The organism is Acinetobacter brisouisimilis (assembly GCF_000368265.1).
Lineage (GTDB): Bacteria > Pseudomonadota > Gammaproteobacteria > Pseudomonadales > Moraxellaceae > Acinetobacter.
The window spans coordinates 1805813-1827224 of record NZ_KB851219.1; the positions used below are offsets into that span (position 1 = coordinate 1805813).

17 protein-coding genes, 2 pseudogenes and 1 riboswitch are annotated in these 21412 nt (G+C 38.0%); of the genes and pseudogenes, 7 read left to right on the forward strand and 12 right to left on the reverse strand.

The window, feature by feature from the left end; genetic code table 11:
* Window positions 1–329: 329 nt before the first annotated feature.
* Window positions 330–418, reverse strand: a riboswitch (glycine riboswitch).
* A 441-nt stretch (window positions 419–859) separates the two neighbouring features.
* Complete coding sequence (locus F975_RS12245) at window positions 860–2416, forward strand: mechanosensitive ion channel (protein WP_004753751.1); 1557 nt, start codon at window positions 860–862, stop codon at window positions 2414–2416.
* A gap of 859 nt (window positions 2417–3275) precedes the next feature.
* On the opposite strand, the pseudogene F975_RS16195 reads toward F975_RS12245, so the two are convergent.
* The 8 genes and pseudogenes from F975_RS16195 to F975_RS12275 form a co-directional block, all read right to left on the reverse strand.
* A pseudogene (locus F975_RS16195) lies at window positions 3276–3789 on the reverse strand (transposase family protein); the annotation flags it as partial.
* Window positions 3790–3975: 186 nt separating this feature from the next.
* Window positions 3976–4833 carry a hypothetical protein gene (locus F975_RS12250; protein WP_004753753.1) on the reverse strand — a complete coding sequence of 286 codons (858 nt, stop codon included), beginning with the start codon at window positions 4831–4833 and terminating at the stop codon, window positions 3976–3978.
* 369 nt (window positions 4834–5202) lie between these two features.
* Window positions 5203–5424, reverse strand: a pseudogene (locus F975_RS16040) (hypothetical protein); the annotation flags it as partial.
* Between the two features lie 329 nt (window positions 5425–5753).
* Window positions 5754–7163: an ATP-binding protein gene (locus F975_RS12255; RefSeq protein WP_004753755.1), complete on the reverse strand. Its 1410-nt coding sequence runs from the start codon at window positions 7161–7163 to the stop codon at window positions 5754–5756.
* A 256-nt stretch (window positions 7164–7419) separates the two neighbouring features.
* Window positions 7420–8319 carry a recombination directionality factor gene (locus F975_RS12260; RefSeq protein ID WP_004753757.1) on the reverse strand — a complete coding sequence of 300 codons (900 nt, stop codon included), beginning with the start codon at window positions 8317–8319 and terminating at the stop codon, window positions 7420–7422.
* A 215-nt stretch (window positions 8320–8534) separates the two neighbouring features.
* The gene (locus F975_RS12265; RefSeq protein ID WP_004753759.1) at window positions 8535–9587 is read right to left on the reverse strand and encodes a YqaJ viral recombinase family nuclease; all 1053 of its coding nucleotides are present in this window, start codon (window positions 9585–9587) and stop codon (window positions 8535–8537) included.
* 119 nt (window positions 9588–9706) lie between these two features.
* Window positions 9707–10759: a DUF932 domain-containing protein gene (locus F975_RS12270; protein WP_004753761.1), complete on the reverse strand. Its 1053-nt coding sequence runs from the start codon at window positions 10757–10759 to the stop codon at window positions 9707–9709.
* 20 nt (window positions 10760–10779) lie between these two features.
* A complete protein-coding gene (locus F975_RS12275) occupies window positions 10780–11067 on the reverse strand; it encodes a hypothetical protein (RefSeq protein ID WP_004753763.1) in 288 nt (95 codons plus the stop codon).
* 724 nt (window positions 11068–11791) lie between these two features.
* Between F975_RS12275 and F975_RS12280 the strand changes: the two genes are divergently transcribed.
* From F975_RS12280 to F975_RS12290, 3 genes are read left to right on the forward strand one after another with little or no spacing between them, the layout of a single operon-like run.
* Window positions 11792–12427: a DUF805 domain-containing protein gene (locus F975_RS12280; protein WP_004753764.1), complete on the forward strand. Its 636-nt coding sequence runs from the start codon at window positions 11792–11794 to the stop codon at window positions 12425–12427.
* Window positions 12428–12453: 26 nt separating this feature from the next.
* Window positions 12454–13191, forward strand: coding sequence for a hypothetical protein (locus tag F975_RS12285; protein ID WP_004753766.1), 738 nt, complete (start codon window positions 12454–12456; stop codon window positions 13189–13191).
* Window positions 13192–13217: 26 nt separating this feature from the next.
* Window positions 13218–13979 carry a hypothetical protein gene (locus F975_RS12290; RefSeq protein WP_004753768.1) on the forward strand — a complete coding sequence of 254 codons (762 nt, stop codon included), beginning with the start codon at window positions 13218–13220 and terminating at the stop codon, window positions 13977–13979.
* 73 nt (window positions 13980–14052) lie between these two features.
* Here F975_RS12290 and F975_RS12295 read toward each other — a convergent pair whose 3' ends face one another.
* A complete protein-coding gene (locus tag F975_RS12295; RefSeq protein WP_004753770.1) occupies window positions 14053–14955 on the reverse strand; it encodes a YagK/YfjJ domain-containing protein in 903 nt (300 codons plus the stop codon).
* 525 nt (window positions 14956–15480) lie between these two features.
* Between F975_RS12295 and F975_RS12300 the strand changes: the two genes are divergently transcribed.
* The gene (locus F975_RS12300) at window positions 15481–16359 is read left to right on the forward strand and encodes a hypothetical protein (RefSeq protein WP_004753775.1); all 879 of its coding nucleotides are present in this window, start codon (window positions 15481–15483) and stop codon (window positions 16357–16359) included.
* Window positions 16360–16413: 54 nt separating this feature from the next.
* On the opposite strand, the gene F975_RS12305 is transcribed toward F975_RS12300, so the two are convergent.
* On the reverse strand, window positions 16414–17610 hold the full coding sequence (locus F975_RS12305; RefSeq protein WP_155757297.1) for a hypothetical protein: 1197 nt from the start codon (window positions 17608–17610) through the stop codon (window positions 16414–16416).
* Window positions 17611–17766: 156 nt separating this feature from the next.
* On the opposite strand from F975_RS12305, the gene F975_RS12310 reads away from it, so the two are divergent.
* Window positions 17767–18048, forward strand: a complete 282-nt coding sequence (locus F975_RS12310; protein ID WP_004753778.1) for a pyocin activator PrtN family protein — start codon at window positions 17767–17769, stop codon at window positions 18046–18048.
* On the opposite strand, the gene F975_RS12315 is transcribed toward F975_RS12310, so the two are convergent.
* Complete coding sequence (locus tag F975_RS12315) at window positions 18021–19166, reverse strand: site-specific integrase (protein WP_004753780.1); 1146 nt, start codon at window positions 19164–19166, stop codon at window positions 18021–18023. The genes F975_RS12310 and F975_RS12315 overlap by 28 nt on opposite strands.
* Window positions 19167–19298: 132 nt before the next feature.
* Between F975_RS12315 and dusA the strand changes: the two genes are divergently transcribed.
* Window positions 19299–20315: a tRNA dihydrouridine(20/20a) synthase DusA gene (dusA, locus tag F975_RS12320; protein WP_004753782.1), complete on the forward strand. Its 1017-nt coding sequence runs from the start codon at window positions 19299–19301 to the stop codon at window positions 20313–20315.
* 151 nt (window positions 20316–20466) lie between these two features.
* Here dusA and F975_RS12325 read toward each other — a convergent pair whose 3' ends face one another.
* Window positions 20467–21237 carry a tRNA threonylcarbamoyladenosine dehydratase gene (locus F975_RS12325; RefSeq protein ID WP_004753784.1) on the reverse strand — a complete coding sequence of 257 codons (771 nt, stop codon included), beginning with the start codon at window positions 21235–21237 and terminating at the stop codon, window positions 20467–20469.
* Window positions 21238–21412 lie beyond the last annotated feature (175 nt).

Consider the following 21412-nt stretch of genomic DNA (forward strand, 5'->3'; position numbering starts at 1 on the left):
AAATTTACTCATTTTTCAAATACACAAAAGCACAATGCTTTACAGTCTGGGCATAGCTAAAAATAAAAGACAGCATGCAACCAGGCCACCTTGATATTCAAGGCAGTAATTGAAAACCTAATGGGAAAGTACGGAAGTTGTAACAACTAAGAACGCTGAACATGTCAGTTGCGAGATGCGACATATGACCACCCAATTCCATAAGTGAGTAAATATGCCCCATCTGTATATGTACCTGAGAGCTTCAACTTGTAGCAAAAAAGACAGTGCTACAAATTTTCCTCCTTCGGTGAATCACACTATGCGAGTGATTTCTCTCCAGATTTTTGAGATAGATTACAGTCCTTTTGCCTGAGAGTTTCCGGGGTCGTTGCTCCTTCGGCGAGCCTATGGGTGACTTCTCTCCTGTAATGCGCGTATTTAAGCATAAACAATGCCAAAATTTCTATATAGACCTAAGTTATATTTTCGATTATTTACACGCAACACACCGCAACTTAAACGATGGATCAATATTCCAAAGCCATCTTATTTTTAGCTAGGAAAATTCCAAACCAGATTGATTAGATGTGTTTATTCATCATAAACAGCCCATCTTGAATTCTTGGGCTATTTCCACCGATGCTTTTTGAAATCGCTGAGGCTTGGATTCCTGCAACATAGCGATGAGCATCTGCATGCTTCGCCTTTGTATCCGTTTACAGCGCTTTTGTTGCATTTTCAACCAATAACATTGCTTAAAAAAACAACAAATTCTAAGGTAAAAGTGAGTTAGTGCTCAATTCTGACAAAAAGCAAAATCAATATCTCTACAAATAGGAAATAAGCAATAAATGACGACATAAGAGGATTAAATAACATGAATAATCTTTTCACTGGAGGCCCTCAGGGATCGCATCCTGACGCCATATATTACTGGAATCAGTTCCAACCCATCTTGGCGGTTGTGGTCATTTTACTTCTCGGTTGGGTGATCGCTTTACTGATCGCTGCTGGGGTAAAAAAACTTCTGCATCAGCTCAATACCAATCATCGACTTTCTTCCGCAACGACGCAAAATACAGCCAGTTTTCCTGATATTGAACAGATTATTTCCAAGATCGTGTTCTGGTTCATTATGATCATTGCAGTTATTGCTGCATTGAATGTGCTCAATCTGAACAGTGTCAGTGGGCCATTTAGTCATATGTTGAGCCAAGTATTGGATTTTATTCCAAGCCTACTTGCAGCAATTGCAGTCGGTTTTATTGCATGGATTTTAGCTCAACTGATTCGGATGGGCTTACAGCGTATTTTGAGCCATACCCAACTTGATGAAAAGCTCAGTGAGGAAGTCGGTGTTCGCCCAATCAGCCAAAATATTGCAGATATTGTTTACTGGCTGGTGTTGTTACTGTTTCTTCCAATCGTCTTGTCGATTCTTGGTCTAACTGGTTTACTCATGCCAGTACAAAATATGGTGAATGAAGTCGTCTTGTTCCTGCCAAATATCTTTATTGCAGGTGTGATTGTCTTTGTTGGCTACATTCTGGGAAATGTTGTACGTGGCATGGTTGAAGGCTTGCTACGCAGTTTGGATATTCAAACACAGGCGCAAAAAATTGGTCTATTCAAAACAGGCAATCTGCCCCATTTACTCGGTTCTTTTGTCTTCACCCTGATTATTATTACCGCACTGATTATTGCTTTTGAGGCTTTAGGTATTCAAGCCATTTCACGACCAGCAACAGCGATGCTGTCTGAAATCATGAACGCCATTCCACAAATCATTGCTGCAGGCTTGATTCTGGTGATTGCCTATGTGGTGTCACGTTTTGTTGCACAGTTAGTGAGTGAACTGGTCGCTGGAACGGGTGTAGATGAGATTCCTGCCAAACTGGATATGCAACGTTTTTTAGGCACGACTAAAATTTCAGGCGCGGTGGGTACACTGATTATATTCTTCACCATGTTGTTTGCAATCTCTGAAGCAGCGCACCGTTTAGGCTTGGAGCAAGTCAGCGGTTTGATCTCAATGTTTATTCATTTTGGTAGCAATATTCTATTGGGTGCGGTGATTCTGGTGATTGGTTTCTGGCTAGCGAATATCGTTGCCAATGCACTGCAACGTGGAGAACATAACTGTTCCCGCTGGCTAGGCAGCTTAGTCCGCATCCTCATTTTAGGCTTAGTCATCGCCATGGGTTTACGCGCGATGGGTATTGCCGATTCGATTGTAAATCTGGCCTTTGGTTTAACCTTGGGTTCGGTGGCTGTTGCCTTTGCTTTAGCTTTCGGTCTGGGTGGTCGCCAACCTGCAGAACGGCTATTAACCGATTTGTTAGATAAAGCCAAACAGCAAGCAAATAAACCTTGTGATTCAACCAACCCGACAGCAAAAGAGGATCCTCCCTCTCAGTCACTAGACAAAAAATGATTTTTAATCAGGCTAAAATTCACTAAAAACAATGATCATCACTTGTGGTCATTGTTTTAGTCTAAGTAGACTCCGACTCAGCTTCTAGTAACTTTGAAACGCTGAATTCGAGCTACTTTGTATCGCCTTGATACAGGCGTGCAATTCACTCGAAAAATAAGAAGATGCGTAAATTCCATTTTACTCAATGCAGTATGCTCCAAAATATGAGTCATTTAATTTTTGTGATACTATGCCGCGCAATTGAAAAGCCCTGAATACGCTTAAATCAGCAGAGTGTTGTTTTATACATAAAGCCATTTTCTAAAGATTGAGTAACGGTATTTTCCTATTCCTTTTTCAGGTTTTCACGATTTTAGCTTGTGGTTTGCAACTTCATCTTTCATCTTCTTGCATTTCAAATTCGGTTTTTATCAACCATTGTAATTGATCATTTTTAGAAGGTAAGCGTGGGTTCATTTGGAAAACAGCTTGGTGTGATAGGTCACTCTCATTTTTCAAACATAAAATAGGCTAAAATAGTGGTTCTTCATATTCTTAATGTCGTATTGATTCAACAGGTTGATTTTAAATGAATATCTCGCAAAGCACTGAAATTAAGCACCCCCCCGCATCAGTGTCGCCCCGATGATGGATTGGACAACAATGCTCTAAATATTTATTAAAATCAATTTATTAAAAAATAAAATATAATTTATGGCGTAAAAAAGGTGTAAATATTTATCAAAAATTTAATAACTTTATATTTTATTCAGACTACTAAGCTGGAAAGTTGAGAGTCTGCTCTCAAATATATGCACCACTTACGATAACCACACTGTGATTTAAGTCTATCTGCTTTCATCAGCCAATGTACTCAATTAATCCCGCAACTTTCACCAGCATCTTTCAAATCACAATGAATCTTGCGATAGCCATAAATTCCACCAGATTCCGGCCAGAACTGTTTAGTGTAATCAATCCTGAAAACTGTTGCCATTTTCTCACAGTTTTACTGGTGGGTTGCTTTAACCATGCGTAATAGCAGCTGTGATGAATATTTAGAGTTGAACAACACAAACGGTGGATCAACCATACGTGCTGGTTGTCCTGAATAAAGGCATACCTCACTTGGACTGGCTTGCGAAGTACACTGCGGCTTTTTAATATGTCTCTTTCTTCAGTGACCACCTATGAAGTTCTTTTTTAGTTTTGCTAATTTTGCAAGTGGATCACCAGATTCTGTATTTTTAGGCTGCTGTGGACATAACGTTTAATCTAGGCATACAGACTATGAGTGGTGGTTCTTAAACATCAGCAACACTATGACCTTTATCAGTAACTTGTCTTACTGCTTCATCTTTAAATTCTGGGGTATATCGTCGTCCACTCATAAGGTTCTCTCCTATGCAAAAAGAATAGACTAAATTTGTCTAGGAGAGTGGTGGCAGTTCAATATCTAACTAAAAGATGTCTACAAAATCGGTGGCTATTCAGACATTAGTAAAATTACTTATTCTCCAGAAATCCTGATCCTATCTTCTAAAACAGAAGAAAATTTTTATGGTAGCCATACCATATTAGCGATTAATTATTTTCTCTAACTCTATCCATAAACTATATTCATGAATAGTTTCAAGAGCTTTATCATTTGTCTTAAGTGCTTCTAAAAATGAACCTGCCAATAAATTAACCAACTTCAAGCTACACAATGAGGGTCCTAAAGCAAACAAAGTAGTATCATAAATAGTTGCTCTATATTCATCTAAAATTTTATTATTAAGTTCTTCATCCAAACATAGATTATGTAAACATAATTCTTCATCTGATGTGCTTATCAAAAAAGGTGCGAAAGACATTAATGAGGGGTGAGAAACTTGACATAGCTCTGAGTATAAGTTATTCAATGATTCACTTTGAAGTGAATTCAAGTATTCTCTTACTTGCTTAGCCTTATGACTATCTTGAAATTCACCTCTTTCATTCTCAGAAAGCTTTCTTCCATAAATATAGTGAATTAGCTCATTTTCAAGTTCATGCGAAATTAATACCTTTTCTACATTCCCTTCTAAAGCAAGTTTGATATGGGAGAAGTTCTCAGATATAGGAATGAGTACTTTTCCAATAGAATAAAAAGAGTCAGCACAAGCCTCAAGCAATCCCCTCAATGAAGCACAAAAACCATAATAATTTTTACTTTTGTATGCACAATCAATTGCTTCATACCATTTTTTTAATCTTAAAATAGTCGTTACTCCACTTAAATGAAGCCTTTGTATGATTTCACTCCAGTAAATAAGTTGCATTTTATCGATTACATCTATTTTTTCAAATTCATCAATAGGGGTAAATTTATAACAAACCCTAGCAAGGTTACTCTCGATTTCGATAATGATAGAATATAAATCACTTAGCATTATTGATTTTTCATTATCCAATTTACACCCCCTAAAAAAACATAAGACTCTAAAATTTAATGGATTTTAACCTAATAAAACCCTAACTAAATGAAATATTAATACAATTTACAATTAAGGTATAAACTTATATCAAAAAACTTTATCCGGAAACATAAAATCTAAGGATAAAGTATAGTACATTTAAAAAAATAACTCATAATTTCATTTAGTTGAAGGCTATTACACATAGCCATTGAATGATAAGTTTTTGAGAGTTAGCTAACTGTTATGTTGATTGACATAAAATTGACTGATTCACAACAAGTACACTCGTACTGTACTCCTTTTTGTATATTAGACTGCCATAATAGCTTGATCACAGCCCACAAAAAAGCATGATGAAACATTATAATAAACAAAGACTTCTTCTAATAATATATGATAAAAAGCACGGTTATTGGTCACTAAGTCTAGGCTTTCTGAGTTGGAAATAGTTACTCAAAACAACTTGTAGGCAAATGTGAATTTAAGCATTCAATTGATGCCTATAAATCTGCTTCAAGTAAAATCTGTATAGTCTTTGCATAAAGAATTTTTGCTATCAAAGGCAACATCAATACCATGAATAATTTTCCTGCCATTATGAGAAAATTAGAAATCAGTTTTCTAGCTGTATTTCATTCATGATCAAATTCACCTATCTAGCATTTTTTATCAGCTTGCAATGAAATAAAAAAACTAATATTAATCAACATTTTAAGATTAAAATTAAAAGTCACTTTGATTTGCAATGAAATAAGATTATGTATCCTAATAATGACTTAGAATCTGTATCATTCATAGTTGAGTTACCGCATTCAAAACAACCACACTGATTTGAAATGAAATAAAAAATAAATTGAAAATCATAATCTTGAAGACAATTTAAGAATAATTTCGATTTGCGATGAAATAAGATTTTATGCCCAAAATGGTATATATCTAGCATAGCGCCTAGAGTCAGGGGCATTCGGATCATTCTTAATTAGATTTTGTTCGACAGCAGAAGAAATTATTTGAGAAATAATATTAGCGCTTCCTTCTGATACACCAAAACGCTGTCTTAGTGACTGATTCGTCATTTGTTTTCTTAAGACATATTGTAGAACACAGTGCTGATAACATGCTCGAACACGATCACTACCACTCATATCACGGAAAGCTCTTTCCCCATGAATAACAACTATTGTTCTTTTATGACTTATAAGAAATTCAGGAGCTGGTAATTGTAAAATCTCGGCTGATTCAATTACTCTATCAATACCACTACTTTTCTCTTCACAAATACCAAACCGACGCATTATATCTGCTAATCGTTCGTTTCTAGACTGATAACCATCAATGAACCGTTCAACAGGTACAATTGGTTCGCCAGGATTAGAAATTTCTACACGATTAGAAAAAACTTCTACCACAGGTGATACACCTGTCATTTCAAAGTCCTGATGAATTAAGGCATTCGCTAGTAGTTCCCTAATAACCACTTCTGGTACCAACTTCACTTCTTTACGGATCGCATCTTTAATGATTTCATTTTGAGGCAATTTGCCCATGACATATTGAACTAGCCCAATAAAACCAACTGCATAACCTTTTTCTCCAGTTAAGTCAGAAAGTGTTTCTAATTTTGATTCCCCTTTATAGACAATTACTCGAGTTGCTTTTCTCTGAATACGGCTAAATTTTTTAAGATTTTTAGCCAATAATACTGCACCAATATTCAATATGTTAAAATCAACATCTGTTTTCTCAATCAGCTTTTCGCTAATAAGTTTTTCAATAACACCTGATTGATCCGTTGGATATGGTAGGTTCAATAATTCAAAAAAAGTCTGTGTATCTAAAAGTTGTACTATATCTTGAGCGGATATATTTTTAAGTGCAATCTCTTCCAACCAATTAGGCTGTCCTTCAGCAAAAATTTTACGCAACTGGTCTTCAGACATAGGAACGAGTTCCTCACCTGAACGCATGAGATAAGCACCTTCGTAGTGATAAGCTGTTCCTCTAGGACGTGGTGGAATAATAAATACTAATATTCTGCCATCTGGATGATTAATTTCTTCTATATCAACGCGAAAGCCAACCCAAGTAAATAATTTCCCAGCTATATCAACAAGATCATGGAAAGCCTGCGTTCCTACTACGTCTCGAGGTAATTTATCCTTGACTCCGAGAATTAGATGACCACCCCCCTCATTTGCAATCGCAACGCAGTATCGAGATAATTTTTTAGTATCATATTGTGTTTTTGCTTCTTTAAATTCTAAATTTTGCGTTTCCGAGGGAAGTTGACGCCAAAGATTAATTTGTTCAACTGTAATACTCATGCACTAACAACCTCATCTTGTAAACTAGATAACTACTTTAGTTTGGTACTTAATGTTAAACAATCCTGTTAAGTTAACATATCTCAGACTTATTAAAAGTTATGCACTTAACAAAAAAAAATAGTAAAAAAATTTAAGTGCTGCTATTTTAACGAGATATACAATGACAAGATAATCCTTTTAGAATTTCTGTGATTGATATGATCGTGAAAAAAGCACAACCTACTAAAAGTTCCACTTTTTCCAATCCTTTAATTTAATTAAGCTTACTTACTGATTGCTGCAAACCTTGTTGAATCTCCGTAATCACCTGATTCAGACTAACTACTGCTCGTAATGAGCCATCTTGCTGCTCAGGATAAAACTCTTCCACAACTTCTACCCCACCTTCACCCTCATCCCGATCAAATACTGCATTGGCATAACCCTGTCTTGCTACCTGATCGAGTGACTCTTGCTGAAAGCCGCAGGCTTGGGCTTCCTGTTGCAGTTGTTTGGCTTCAATGATGGCATGTTGCAAACTGACTCCCTCCCTTAAAGTTAAATCAACATAGTAGATCGGTGTGCCATAACTTTGACTGGTGCTCTTACCTCTTAAAGTCAGTTGTAATGGCAAACAGGAGAGCAAACCATTCACGGCTGCATGGTAGTAACGCAGCCGTGCGGTTAAGGTACGAATCGTATTAAAGCCCGTGGTTCTCAGCACAAAGCTACCCAACTCATCCTGTTCATCCAAGTTGACGTATAAACGGGCATAAGGCTTGCACTGTCCGCCGTGGGCTAACGGACATAGATCAGGCGATAGGCAAGGATGTTGTTCAACCCCGTTGCCTGTTCGACGCTGACAGCTTTCCCCATCCCCAATACACACGGGTCGCCCCGTCTGACGGTCAAACAAGGTATATTCGGCACGTAAATTCAGTTCAGGATCATCAAACAGCATCCGCACTGGAATACTTCTGAGTTTTTGATTAGGAGCTTTGGCACGAAGCTGTTCATCTAAAGGATGTTTGACCCAACCCTCTTTGTTGTGAATCTGACTGGTAATGGTAAATTGATCGTCTTTTTCAGGCAGACGTTTGCCATTCTTTTCTACTACTTTGCCGATACTGATACGACCCAGTACAGGCGGAGTAATAATCAAACCTTTAATCATGTTGTTTTCTCACTATTTAATTACAGAACTGTGGTTTTATCTAGAAGCAACACGGCAACTGCATGAGACACATTGATTGATGTCTATCTCGTGGATAAACAGAGTTGCCAAGCTTCCATGGATGAATTCATCCCGCAGAGCTGTCCAAATGCCCTTTCCTCATATTGAGGAAAGGGCGAGCAGGGCGACTTTGCGGATTTTTTACATTGGGGGATTTAACAGGCTGAGGGATACAAGCTAAAGCGTCGACTGCCTTGCTTGCTTTGTGGAAACTGCTGTAGATATTCAGGATGCTGTTGCAACAAGGCTTTTGTATCGAGGCTAATGCTGTCCTTGGATTTCTTCCAAGTCACAGATCCACCCTGAAACACGGCACGTTCTGCCTCTTGCATCTTGGCTTGTAGTTGATGCTTAAGCAGATCGAATTGCTCTTGATGCTGTTCAATCAAATTGCGCTGTTGAATTAACTGTTCAAACTGTTGATTGGCATCGGCATCTTCAGACAGATCAGTCGTACTCAGTGGCACATGTTTGGGATAAAGCAATTGCAAGGCTTTGGCGGCTGAGGCACTGGCATCGACTGATGGTGGAATATCCTGTTCCACACACTCCCAGAACTGACGCTCAGCCTGAATGATGTGCATGATCACTGATTCATTACGGCTGACTTTAAAGATCTTGGTTTCATGCCCACATAGCAACACACAAACATGAGCCGCCTGTTTACCTGTCACCGCCAGTTGATGTTGCACCTGACATAACACATATAGCGGTACGCCATCTCGCCAGAGTTTTGCGCCATGTTCGCCTGCGGTTTTACATTCCAGAATCTGTACGTCAGGATTGCCCACTACGGCATAATCCAGATTCGCCAGCATAAAATGCTTGTCAGGATCAGGGTGCTGTAACACGGCATTGACCCGACGGACTTTATACTGGGTATGCAGGCTGTAGTAATCCGCGACTAAGGGTTCTAGCTGTTTACCCCAGTACAAGGGTGCATGCCCCTGATGATCATCTTCAAGGTTTTGTTGGATGCGTCCAGTTTTAATCATCCACAGTTCTAACATCGACATATACGGATTCAGCCCACAGGCTGCGGCACAATCGCTACTGCCAATGCCTTGTCGACGCACTTCTAGCCATTCGGCTTGACTGAGCTTTCGGGTATCCACAAAGCGTTTTGCGGTCAACAATTTTGGTGCCACAAATGACTTGTTATGCTTGGATGTTATTGTAGAGAGCGAAGGGTTAATCTGTTGATTCATGATGAATTCCTTAATTTTGAGCATAAAAAAGCCTTAGCCGACGCAAGTCGGCTAAGGCGATATTTGATATAGATGTATGGGTCTTGATTAAGTTCAATATGGCTTAGGCTAGAATAAGCTTAGGCAACCAAGCGTAAGGCTTGTTCCAATCCGCGTTGTTTCAGGGCTGCACCTGCACCAAACCAAGCCGAATCTAGACGGTGATCCTGACTCATGGCTCGACGTTCGTGATCTGCAAACTCGGTGATGCTACACAGCAAACCATAAACTGTGTCTTTGGCTGAACTCAGTTCAGCACCACGTCCCTGCCCGTTAAACATGCTCATGACTTTAGACATAGCACGCCCATTCGGTTCAGTTTTATTCTCCGTTTTGCTTGTCGTAGGGCTGTGTGCTTGGCTGGCAACATTGCGATAAAATTGAATAATGCTGTCGTCCTGATCAGCAATACTCAGACTGTTATTGTTAAACACGGCATCGAAATAGGCTGCTGCTTCAGTTTGGGTGACTTTACGTTGGCTGAGCTGTTTCATTTCATACATGTGTTCATCCCATGCCCGAACGGAAATGCCCAGTTGCTGTTTCACTTTCTCAGCATCGAACTTGGTGCTATGTGGAACTTTGACTACACCCGCACTACTGCTTTGTCCTTTTAGGGCAATTGCCAAAGTATTGTTACAGACCACACGGATTGAGGTGAATTGTGCCGTGGTCGCTAGTGTCCCATCACAAGCCGTGGCAAGAAGAATATAGCCATTGCTAACATCCTTGCCTTTGAGCATAGAGGTTTGTCCAGTCTTGGCTAATGCCCAGAATTTCTTACCACCTTTCAGTACGCCTGCGGTTTCCAGTTCAAAACCTGCCTGTTCAGTCAGATCACGGTAGAATTCCAAAATCTCCAAGGGCTGGACTTCCTGATAACGCTGACTGACCACGGATAAAGGGGCATGCGTATCGGAACGGTACAACACCCGTTGTTCTTCATACGGCAGAATAATATTCTGTCCACGTTCGTTCTGAGCCATGTAACTAACATCGGAGGATTCAATCCGCCAGTCCATACCTGCCTGTTGTGCCCAGACTTCAATCGGCTGATTGGGTGTCAATGAATTACCCAGACCATGCCATGGAGTTTCACCAACATACGCCATATTTTCAACTAAATGTGCCATCTGTTTTTCTCCTGATTCAATTACTGAAAACTACGCCCACAATCTTCACAGTAAAAATACTGATAGCTGGGTGCCTGCTTAGGTGCATCATCAAACAGACTGCCCAACAGACCTCCCACTACTGCACCTGCGATTCCACCAAGCAAAGGGGACATCGGGATAGGCAATGATTTCGACAAGGATGCACCAATCGTGGCAAAGGAGGCAGATGATGAGAACATGCTGCCGTTCGATGAACCAGAAGCTGTCTGGTTTTGAATGACACGAGTTACATGATTGGAATAACAATAAGGACAAGAAATACTCATAGCGATAAACCTCTAGAAATAAAAAAGGGCTGACCTGTTAGGCCAACCCAAATAAAGAAGGATGATTCTCATCTAGATGATATATATCTGAATTGTTTTTAAATTGACGTTACCCAGAACTCCGATTATGATTTGCTGGCTGACCTACATCGTCAGTCGGTTTTGACAGACCGTTTCCTAAGAACACTAAAGGTTCCTTACTTTTAGTGCGCGATCTCGTGCTCCCTCTGCGGTAGAACGGGAGGGGGACACTTTCGAGTGTGCTGATTCTTAGGTTCAGTCTGTCAACCCCCTTTCGTTCTGCCACCATAATCAATTGACAGTGATTCGGTAGAACTTCTTATTACCTAAGGAGTCGCCATGACTATTCTTCTTCAATATCCAATTCGTATTCCCATTTCTTGCAACAAGACTGCACTTCCCTTTACAGATTAACGGGTCACGCAGCTCAGACATCCATTCAGCTTGGTAAAAAGCATCTTGAGAATAACAACGCTGCATTGGGTCTTTACATGACCAACTGCTGGGAATCCTGCACTGCTGCCTGACTCATCGGTTTTGGTCAATGGCACTTGGATGGACTCAAGCCTTTTTAGCTTCGCCTGTACGGGATGGAACAGCCCATTCAGCCCAATGTCATCGATTCAATTTATAACTAAGCAAAAGCATGACTGGCTGTGGGTTTATTTCTAAGCAAATACAAAGAATAAGGATACCCCATATAATGAAAGGCAAAATTCTGGATTTCTCCATTCAGGACAATACAGGCGTGATCTTGGGTGATAATGGCTTACGCTATCCATTCACAGGGCAACAATGGAAAGAACAGATCAATCCTGTCCGTGGCACTCCTGTAGACTTTGAGGTCAGCGCTGATCAGCAAGCGATTGCCATCTATATTGATGCGCCTGTCCCAGCACAACCGTCCTCACTGAATAAAACAGCTCACGAATCAATTTCGACTTCATCAGTTTTAAGTCAACAGATCCTTAAAGGATTAGAACAAGCCACAGATAACCACTATCACACTGCAATCCTGAACTGCTTTAAAAAATTTGCGGACTTTAAAGGGCGTTCCGTACGTAGTGAGTTTTGGTACTTTCAACTCTTCTGCGTGCTCCTTAGTATCTTCTTGCATTTCATTAGTCAAAATCTTGCTTCGCTTGCCATGCTAATTGTCATGCTCCCTAACCTCGCAGTGAGTGTGCGTCGTATGCATGATATTGGACGCTCAGGCTGGTGGGTCTGTATCGTTGCCGTTCCAATAGTCGGGGTTTTTTTATTCTTGTTTTGGGCAATCCAAGACAGTGATGCTGAAACAAATGCGTATGGTCTACCAACACAATTCACCACTGAATAATAACAACCTGATCAGGATAAAAACTCATGAATAAAACCCAACTCGCACTTTTGCTGATGTGCGGTTTATCACTACAAGCCTGTTCAAAAACAGAGCATGCCACAACGACAGCTGCCAGCCAAGTCCAGACCGAAGCCACTCCACCTTCAGGGATTCCTTTATCTGAGGTCGGAAAAATGGCCATTGAAAGCAATGGTAAAGCGGCGTTGCAGCAAGTACTGGATCAGGACTCCCCCAATGCTTATACCGTAATTTCAGTGGATCACATCAAGTTCATCAATCAGGATAAAAACAACAAAGGCTTATATAACTATACATGGAACATTCGCTTTAAAGAGAATGCCTCTCAGAATACCCTCGGCTGTGATGACACAGATGTGATTTGGGATTCTGATAAGAATGAAGTTGGAGCTGGTATTAAAAACGAGTGTATGAATGTGCTGGAAGAAGCTCAGAATACCCCAGCAAACAATGCACAACAGAGCGCAGCACAAGGCTCACCTGTACGAATCTCATTGGAGCCTGATGTCGGTCAACCCAACTATTTCACCAATGTCAATGTTCAATCCACGGTTGATCGACTTGCAGTTTATGGAATTTCAGTCAACCGTGGTAATTGCCAAATGCTTTCTGACATGAAACCGAATACCCATGCAGTCTTAAGCTTTGGAGGTGTCCTGAAGATGGGTACGCGTTGTCGTCAGAGTAAGATTATTGAAGTCACTGTTGCAACAGACCAAGGCAATTGGACTTTTAATCCATAACGACCATCCATAGGAAAAATCAAGCCATGAATAAAGCACTTATTCTAGCCAGCATGATCAGCCTATTGGTTGGCTGTAGTGAACTCAATTACACTAAACTCAGTATGCAAGCCAAGGAATGTATTGCGGATAATTCAGTCAGCTGTAACGACATCCGAATCAGACATGCCATCGCAGGCTTACAACTGTTCCGTGATCGAATAACTGCTGAACCAGACAAGGCAAAACAGGAAGTGGGCGAAGCAGGTTATCAAGAACTGCTTCAACTGGTGGATCACAAAATTGAATACCTAGAACAGCAGCGTCCAAGCTTTTATTTAAGATGGTTCCAAAGTGATGCACGCTACGATAAGGAGGTAGACTTTGGGGAAAGCATTGATGTTGCCATTGAACGGATCATCAACAGTCAAACACCAGCCAAAGCCACTCCAGCAACTACACCGTCCCCGATTATCCAAGATGGAGAAACGGTACAAACCGCATCGGCATCATCTGAACCAGCTTATCGACCTGCCAGTGCTGACTACAAACATGAGTATTCATTTTTAATTACGGGACGCACCGCTGAGATTGATTACAAAGAAGTGATCACGACCAATCAAGGTACGGTCAGCTTTGATATGCATAGCACATCGGTTGCTCAGAATTGGCTGCTGGATAATCTCAGTGTTGGGGAATGTATTCGCTTTAGAGCGCAATATCCTGCAAAAGCACAAGGTCAACATCATCTTGCCTTTGAAACCTACATCAGTGATCCAGAACCAATCTCATGTAACAGTATGCATTGATCATGCTGATGCATTCAGTCTTTTAAATAATGAGGTAAACCATCTACCTCATTATTTTACTCAATCAAGATGATTAAGCTCGACACCTGTTTCTTCGAGTAATCTTCGGTTTTGCTTGTGTCATGCCAAAGCTACGCATCTTGGCTGAGGTTTTGACTCTTAAATACTGTGCCTTTTCTGGTCGGGCTAAATATGCCATAACTTGATACATATTCTGGACTTGATGGGAAAGCTGACTAAACACCATACCAACCCCTGTACTGCCTCTTCGATCATATTGCTCTATATATTCTTTTCGATGGCAATTAAAATAACCACCTTGATGATCAGTAACCTTTTCCCATAATGTGCCAATCGCTTTAGAAATATGCCATGCAGCGCTACGCTTTCGACCATTTAAAATCAAAGCAACATGACAGTGATAACCACCTCTTACCTCACCCTGTTCTAATGCCCAAACTAACAGCAAGGTATCTTCTGAATATTCAGTTTGATCATACTCACGTCGAAAAGTATTTAAATCATCTGAAACCTGCTGAATAGTAACTTGAGTACGATAATTTAAATCGACTCGCACCACTAACAGTGCAGAATAATCTTCTACCAGCTCATCCAAACGTGATTCAAGCTTCTGAACATTTAATCGTTCAGAATAACGATGCTGGCGCATTTCATAATCATATTTCTTTTTTGCAGATTTAAAATATTGTTGCCACTGTTTAAATGGCTTTTCTTTTAAATAGCCTTCTAATTGATAAGCACTATATAATTCTATTTCATACTCATATAGAAAATAACAAAAGCACTCAATCAAACCAGAATAGCAATAATCTAAATCATAGATCTGTTCAAAGTTTTTTAATAACTGACTAAATTCCAAATAGAAAGATCTAGGTTGTCGAGACACAACTAAACAGTTCTGAATAAAATTCTCAATCTCTATTAGCAAACTAGATTCATTAATTTCCAATAACATGTGATTTCCTTTACAGTGAAGTACCATAAAAGAAGTCAATCATGTAATAAATTAATTTAAACAATCACGATAAATGGATAATTGAATGATTAGATAAAAGGATAGAGATAAATCAATATAAATAACTAGCTAAATAAATCATATCATTACACCCATTTCAAAAAATTAATCCCATCACTTTTTATCGGAAAAACCTTCATCTACTGGATAAAAAAAGCATATATCAAGTGATTCATGATCAAGAGCACATAGGTTAGAAAGATAAAGTTATCCGACGTGATTATTTTTTAGAATTCCATATCCTTTAATACCTGTTAGGAACTAAATGAAACTCAATATTTCATTCACTGTATCTATCAGACTTATCTCCATCAAAATTATCATCTATTTCTTTATTCGTTTCTCTTATAAAAAGCATTTAAAAAAATAGTCAAAAATAGCGTTAAATAACACGGAAAAATTACTAGAATATACTGATAACATTAAATAAAGTATTACGTAAGCCAATTCAAAGTAGGATACTCTATGAACAATCTAGCAGCATACAATGATTTAAAGTCAAAATTAAACCCACTCCGTGATGAAGACTTTATCTGGTTACTTCATCTCTACAATAAAGGGCTATCACGTAATGTAGCTGATGCAATAAAAGACGACATTGAAACTCTAAACAACTTAAAAGAACTCAATGACATTAAAAAAAATATACTTAATCATTTTCAGTATCAAGATGAGAGAACTATTGATAATTTTATTTATGATTTAAAAGAATATAAATTAGCTATTAAGAGTTCTAAAATCGATTACAATCTCATTAAAAACAATAAAAGATTTTTAAATTTTGCATGCCATATTATGTGCCAAGAAGTGCGAGAACGAGAGATTAAATATATAAAAAACTTATATTTTAAATTCCTTTATTTAGTTTACACATTTCCTGATTTTTATGAGAACCCAAGAAAAATAGATGATATTTATCATCTATTTGATAATGTTTATTCTAAATTCAATAAACACTTTAATTTTGCTGAATCCAATTTTTTCATATGGGCAAAGGATTATATTAATGATCATCTAGAGTTTCGAAAATATAGACAAGATTCAGTAGATGAATCTGAGTATGAAACACTTATCAATTCAATATTTGATTTAATCTATATTGAAGATAATAATATTCATTATGCTCTTCGTCGAAAATTATCAAATGCTTGGTATCAACGAAAGCATAGAGAAGATAAAAAAATTAAAAAAACAAACCATTACGCTCTTACAAAAAAGGCGAGAGAAGCATTACACCAACTTTCTTTTAAAAATAATTTGAGTGAGGAAAATATGATTGAAAAATTAATAAATGAGTCATATATAAAAACCTGTTTAAATGAACAAGGAAAGCCTATTTACTAAAGCAGAATGAATTGCTGACCTGCAAGGTCAGCAATTCAAATATTCATACTAGTTTTATTTTCTTTTTAAATGATTAATCACGACACCAAGATTTAATTCAAAATTTGAATCAATTATTGATTTATAAAGAAGTTCATCAACAATATCATTAAATAAAATTACATTTTTTCTATTATTAATTAATTCATCAACTAAAAATCTAATAAAGTTATAAAAAGGATAAAATTTATCATAGTACGAGTTTAATGTTCTTTCTGTTAGAGTCAGCCCATATTTTAAAATTATATTTTTAGCATCTTTGGCACATGTAGTTTTACCATTATCTCCAAAAATAAAATCAGAAAATATTTCTTGATAAATAGGTTTTTTCAAATCTGTTTCTTTAAAGTAAATTAAAAACCAACACCCCATTAAACCAATACAAGAAGGAATGTTATAAAAAAATAATTTATTATATGCAAGTCTATCATTTAGATTTTTCAAATACTCTTGTATTTCTTTATGATCATTTAAATTAATATTCACTATACTTTTTAACTTAATTCCAATTAAAGATTCAGATTTTTTTATTGATTTTACATATAAAAATGCCTTTTCAATATCCTCAATTTTTCTTCTTAAGCTTACAGAAAATCCTCTCTTATAATAAATTTTTTGAATGTAAATTTGTTTTTTTGTTGATTCAAACTCAAGAAATAACATTGCCCTCAAAAAGACTTTATCAAAAAAATCATTCCCCTTCTCAGCCTTAATATATTGATATTTATCTGAATTTAAAATTTTTAAGTCTAAAAATTTTTTAAATGTACTGATAGTAACGTTATCGTATTCAAAATAAAGCATTTGACTAGCAAATTTATATGATAATTTATCATCTAATGTTAGCGGATGATAATATTTTACTAAGTCATTCATATCTGATAAAAAATTTTCTTTTGAGAATTTATGATCAACTATTTTTTCTAAAAATGCAGTATAAATAGTTTTTACAATTTCCATTTCATCCAAGTTATTTATTTTAGCTTTCCCAGAAGCTAAGATCTCAATACAACAAATTAAAAAATGTTTATATATTTCAGAATCTTGATTTTCATGTTTCCTCTTTTCATTTACCTCATCAATAGCACCTAAAAGACTTGTATAGGCTTTAATTTTCTTTTCAGAAAATGAAACTAGCGAAACTACATCATGCAAATATAAGTAGTCCATTATTGTAACTGCAATATTTTGTACTTCAGTAAGTTTAGGCATATGAACGTCGAAAAAAGTTACTCTTTTTTCGACATTGTTCACTTTTCTCATTTTTTTACAATAGCTGATATCGAAAATCTTGCTTTCATCCTGCTAGCGTATAGCACTAAGATTTGAAATAAATATATATTTATCTTACACTTAATGGATATGGTTATGAATAAAACACCTATTAAAACTTCAGATTATTTATTTCTTCAATTCAGAACAATAACCCCAACCCTAGAACAAGTAGGGGCTATCTATTATTCACATTTAAGTAAAGCAAAATTATTTGAGAAAGCAAAAAAAATGGAGTTTCCTTTTGTTTGCTATAAAATTGATGAAAGCCAGAAATCCCCATATTTTGTAGACATCTTTGATCTAGCTTTTGTTTTAGAAGAAACATATAAATCACAACTGGATGATTTTTATAAAATTACAGGAAGAACATCTTGAACATGTTCTAGACCTATAGTTTCTTTCCTTTTCTTTACTGAGACGTAACGTTCAAGACTCCCCCATGAATCATGCAAACTTACCTGCTGAATCTGGGGGATAGTTAAGCCCTGCTCAGCTAAGCGTGTGCATCCTTCATGTCTCAGATCATGAAATTTTAAATCTTCAATTCCTAAAAGCTTACATGCCCTTCTAAATTCTCCTCCGATGGTTCGCGGACTCAGAGGAATGAAATACTCTTGTGAATACCCTCTTTTTAACATTCTAGTTCGTACAACTGGGTTAACTAAAAGATCAACAATTGTTTTACATGGCTCTAGTACATGAAATTCTTTATGATTACCTTTTGATCCTGTCGGATTTTTTAAATCACGTATCTTCCACACTTGATTATGAGCATCATAATCTTTCAGCTCCATACGTGTAATTTCAGCTTCACGTCTACACGAAAAAATAGCAAACCAAATAATTAAATGCATGGGATAACTATATTGTGCTCTAGACCATTTATCAGCAAAGTACTTAGTTAGTTGGAGTAATTCATCATTGGTAGGAAGTCTATCTCTTTTTCTACTAGAAGAAATCTGGCGTGTTTTCCGAAGCTGTGACGTTGCTTTGTCAAAAGCATTTAAATCAAGATCTATGTTCCACATAACAGAAGCATGAGATAAAACACCACGAATATGTAAAAGCTCATGTTGAAGAGTACTCGCAGCAACAGGAACTAAGCCCATATGCTGAATCCCCTCTTTCCTTAATGCAACATGCTCTGCAATATGAGTAGATTTAATTTTTGTGATAATATGCCGCGCGATTGGAAACTTCTGAATAAGTTTTAGTGAATAGGTCTTTGTTCTACCATACTCATTACCCACCTCTGCTAAATATTTAGTAATGGCATCAGTTAGAGTTAAGTCAATGATCTCTTCTTGACCAAACAGGATTTCAGGATTTTCTTCTATTTCAGCTTCTCGCTTTGCTATCCAGCCTGCTGCAACTTTCTTTGACCCAAAAGTCTGGCTTTCCTTATAAATAGGTAAGTCTTTACGATTAATACGAATTTCAGCACGATAGCGGATAGTTCCATTAACTAATTTACGTTGTGTAATTGTTCCCATTAATTTACGCCATAAATTTATCAAACACATTATGGCGTAATTATGGCGTAAATCAAATTTTAAAAAGTGAGAAATAGGTTAAAATAGAAGTGAATAATTTCAAGCAACACTGATTTAATAGGTTGATTTTAAATGAATATAACAGAAACCCTTGAAACCACAAAGACTCCCCGCATCAGTGTTGCGCCGATGATGGATTGGACAACCAAAGACTATCGATATTTTGCTCGCCTGTTTAACCCAAATGTCGTGCTTTATACCGAAATGGTGACCACGGGCGCGATTATTCATGGTGATGCACCACGTCATTTAAACTTCAATCAGCAAGAACACCCGATTGTGCTGCAACTGGGCGGCTCAGATCCCAAAGAACTTGCGACCTGTAGCAAAATGGCACAAGACTGGGGTTATGATGAAATTAACCTGAATGTTGGCTGCCCAAGCGACCGCGTACAAAACAATAAAATTGGTGCATGTCTCATGGCAGAACCTGAACTGGTCGCAGAATGTATTGCAGCCATGCAACATGCAGTGCAAATCCCTGTACATGTCAAACACCGCATCGGGATTGATGACATGCAGTCTTATGAGGAAATGCTACATTTTGTTGATGCCGTGGCTCAAACAGGCTGTACGCATTTTGTGGTACATGCCCGTATTGCATTACTCAAAGGCTTATCACCCAAAGAAAACCGTGAAGTTCCCCCATTACGCTATGAAGATGTCTACCGCTTAAAACAAGATCGTCCTCACCTGTTTATTGAAATTAATGGCGGGATAAAAACCGTTGCTGAAACCAAAGCCCATCTAGAACATGTTGATGGGGTGATGATCGGGCGCGAAGCCTATCACAATCCATATTTGCTGGCAGAACTGGGCGAGTTGTGGAATCTGGACATGCCTGACCGTTTTGAGATCATGCAGCAAATGTTGCCTTACATTCAGCAACGTCTTGCCGAAGGTGCGCCTTTGTCGATTATCACCCGTCATATTTTAGGCTTGTTCCAAAACTTACCTGGCGCACGCAAATGGCGTCAGGCACTGAGTGGCGGCAATGCAAAAACCTTTGCTGATGTTGAACAGGCGATTGAGAACATTCAGGCAGCGATGAAACGCACTGAAGATTATTTACGAGAAGCGCAGCTTTAAATATTTTTGTCAGCAGTATCGAGCATGTTGATACTGCTGACCATTTGTTTCCATTTTTGTAAATATGTTGCTCTATACATTTAAAAAGACGCGTTTAGTAATCAAAAAATATGCATACAGCTCTACGGCGAATGTATGTACAAATCGGACATCAAACTGATTTTTTACGTAGTGCTTCGAGTTTTTTCAGCACTTCAGCCACCGCAATCATGGCAAAACTTGACGTTACTACTACTGCAGATCCATAGCCGCCACAGCGCAAGCCTGCACTTGGGCAAACATCGGCGCTGGAAAACGGATTATCGATCGAGTAAACACAGGTAATGCCAAACTTCTCTTTAGGCTTTTTACAAATGCCTTTACTGCGTAACTGGGTACGCAGTTTTGCCAGCATCGGGTCTTGCTCTGTTTTGGACAAATCCGCCACACGGATTTTCAGTGGATCGAGTTTGCCCCCTGCACCACCTGACACAATCAACGGAATCTTGTTAAAACGACAATGCAGCATCAAGGCAAGTTTAGCTTTGACATCATCAATACAGTCCAGAATCACATCAGGCACATCAATCAAAAGTTCTTTAACATTTTCAGGACTCAGATAATCGTCAATGACGTTAACCTGCATACGCGGATTAATCTGGCGGCAACGCTCTGCCATCACCGCAACTTTGTCCTGCCCCAGTGTCGAGCTGATAGCAGGTAACTGGCGGTTAATATTGGATGATGCAATCACGTCCATATCGACCAGTGTTAAACGCCCAATGCCTGTACGTGCCAAGGCTTCTACTGCCCAACTGCCCACACCGCCAATCCCGATCACCATGACATGACTTTGTTCAAACTGATTGAAATTCGGCTCACCATAAATTTTGGCAACACCTGCAAAACGGCGGTCATATTCATCATGAGCAAGATCGGTCATAGCGCTAACATTTCAAGAATTAAAAGACAGGGCGGCTATTTTACTGCTTTTTGCAATCTAGAGGGAATGAAAAAAGCGCCGAGAATGTCTTGGCGCTTTTTCTCTAGAACATCAATAAGCTTCTTTCATCAATCCCTTGTGTTTATCCTTATAGGAGAAAAATAAAGAGGTTGTA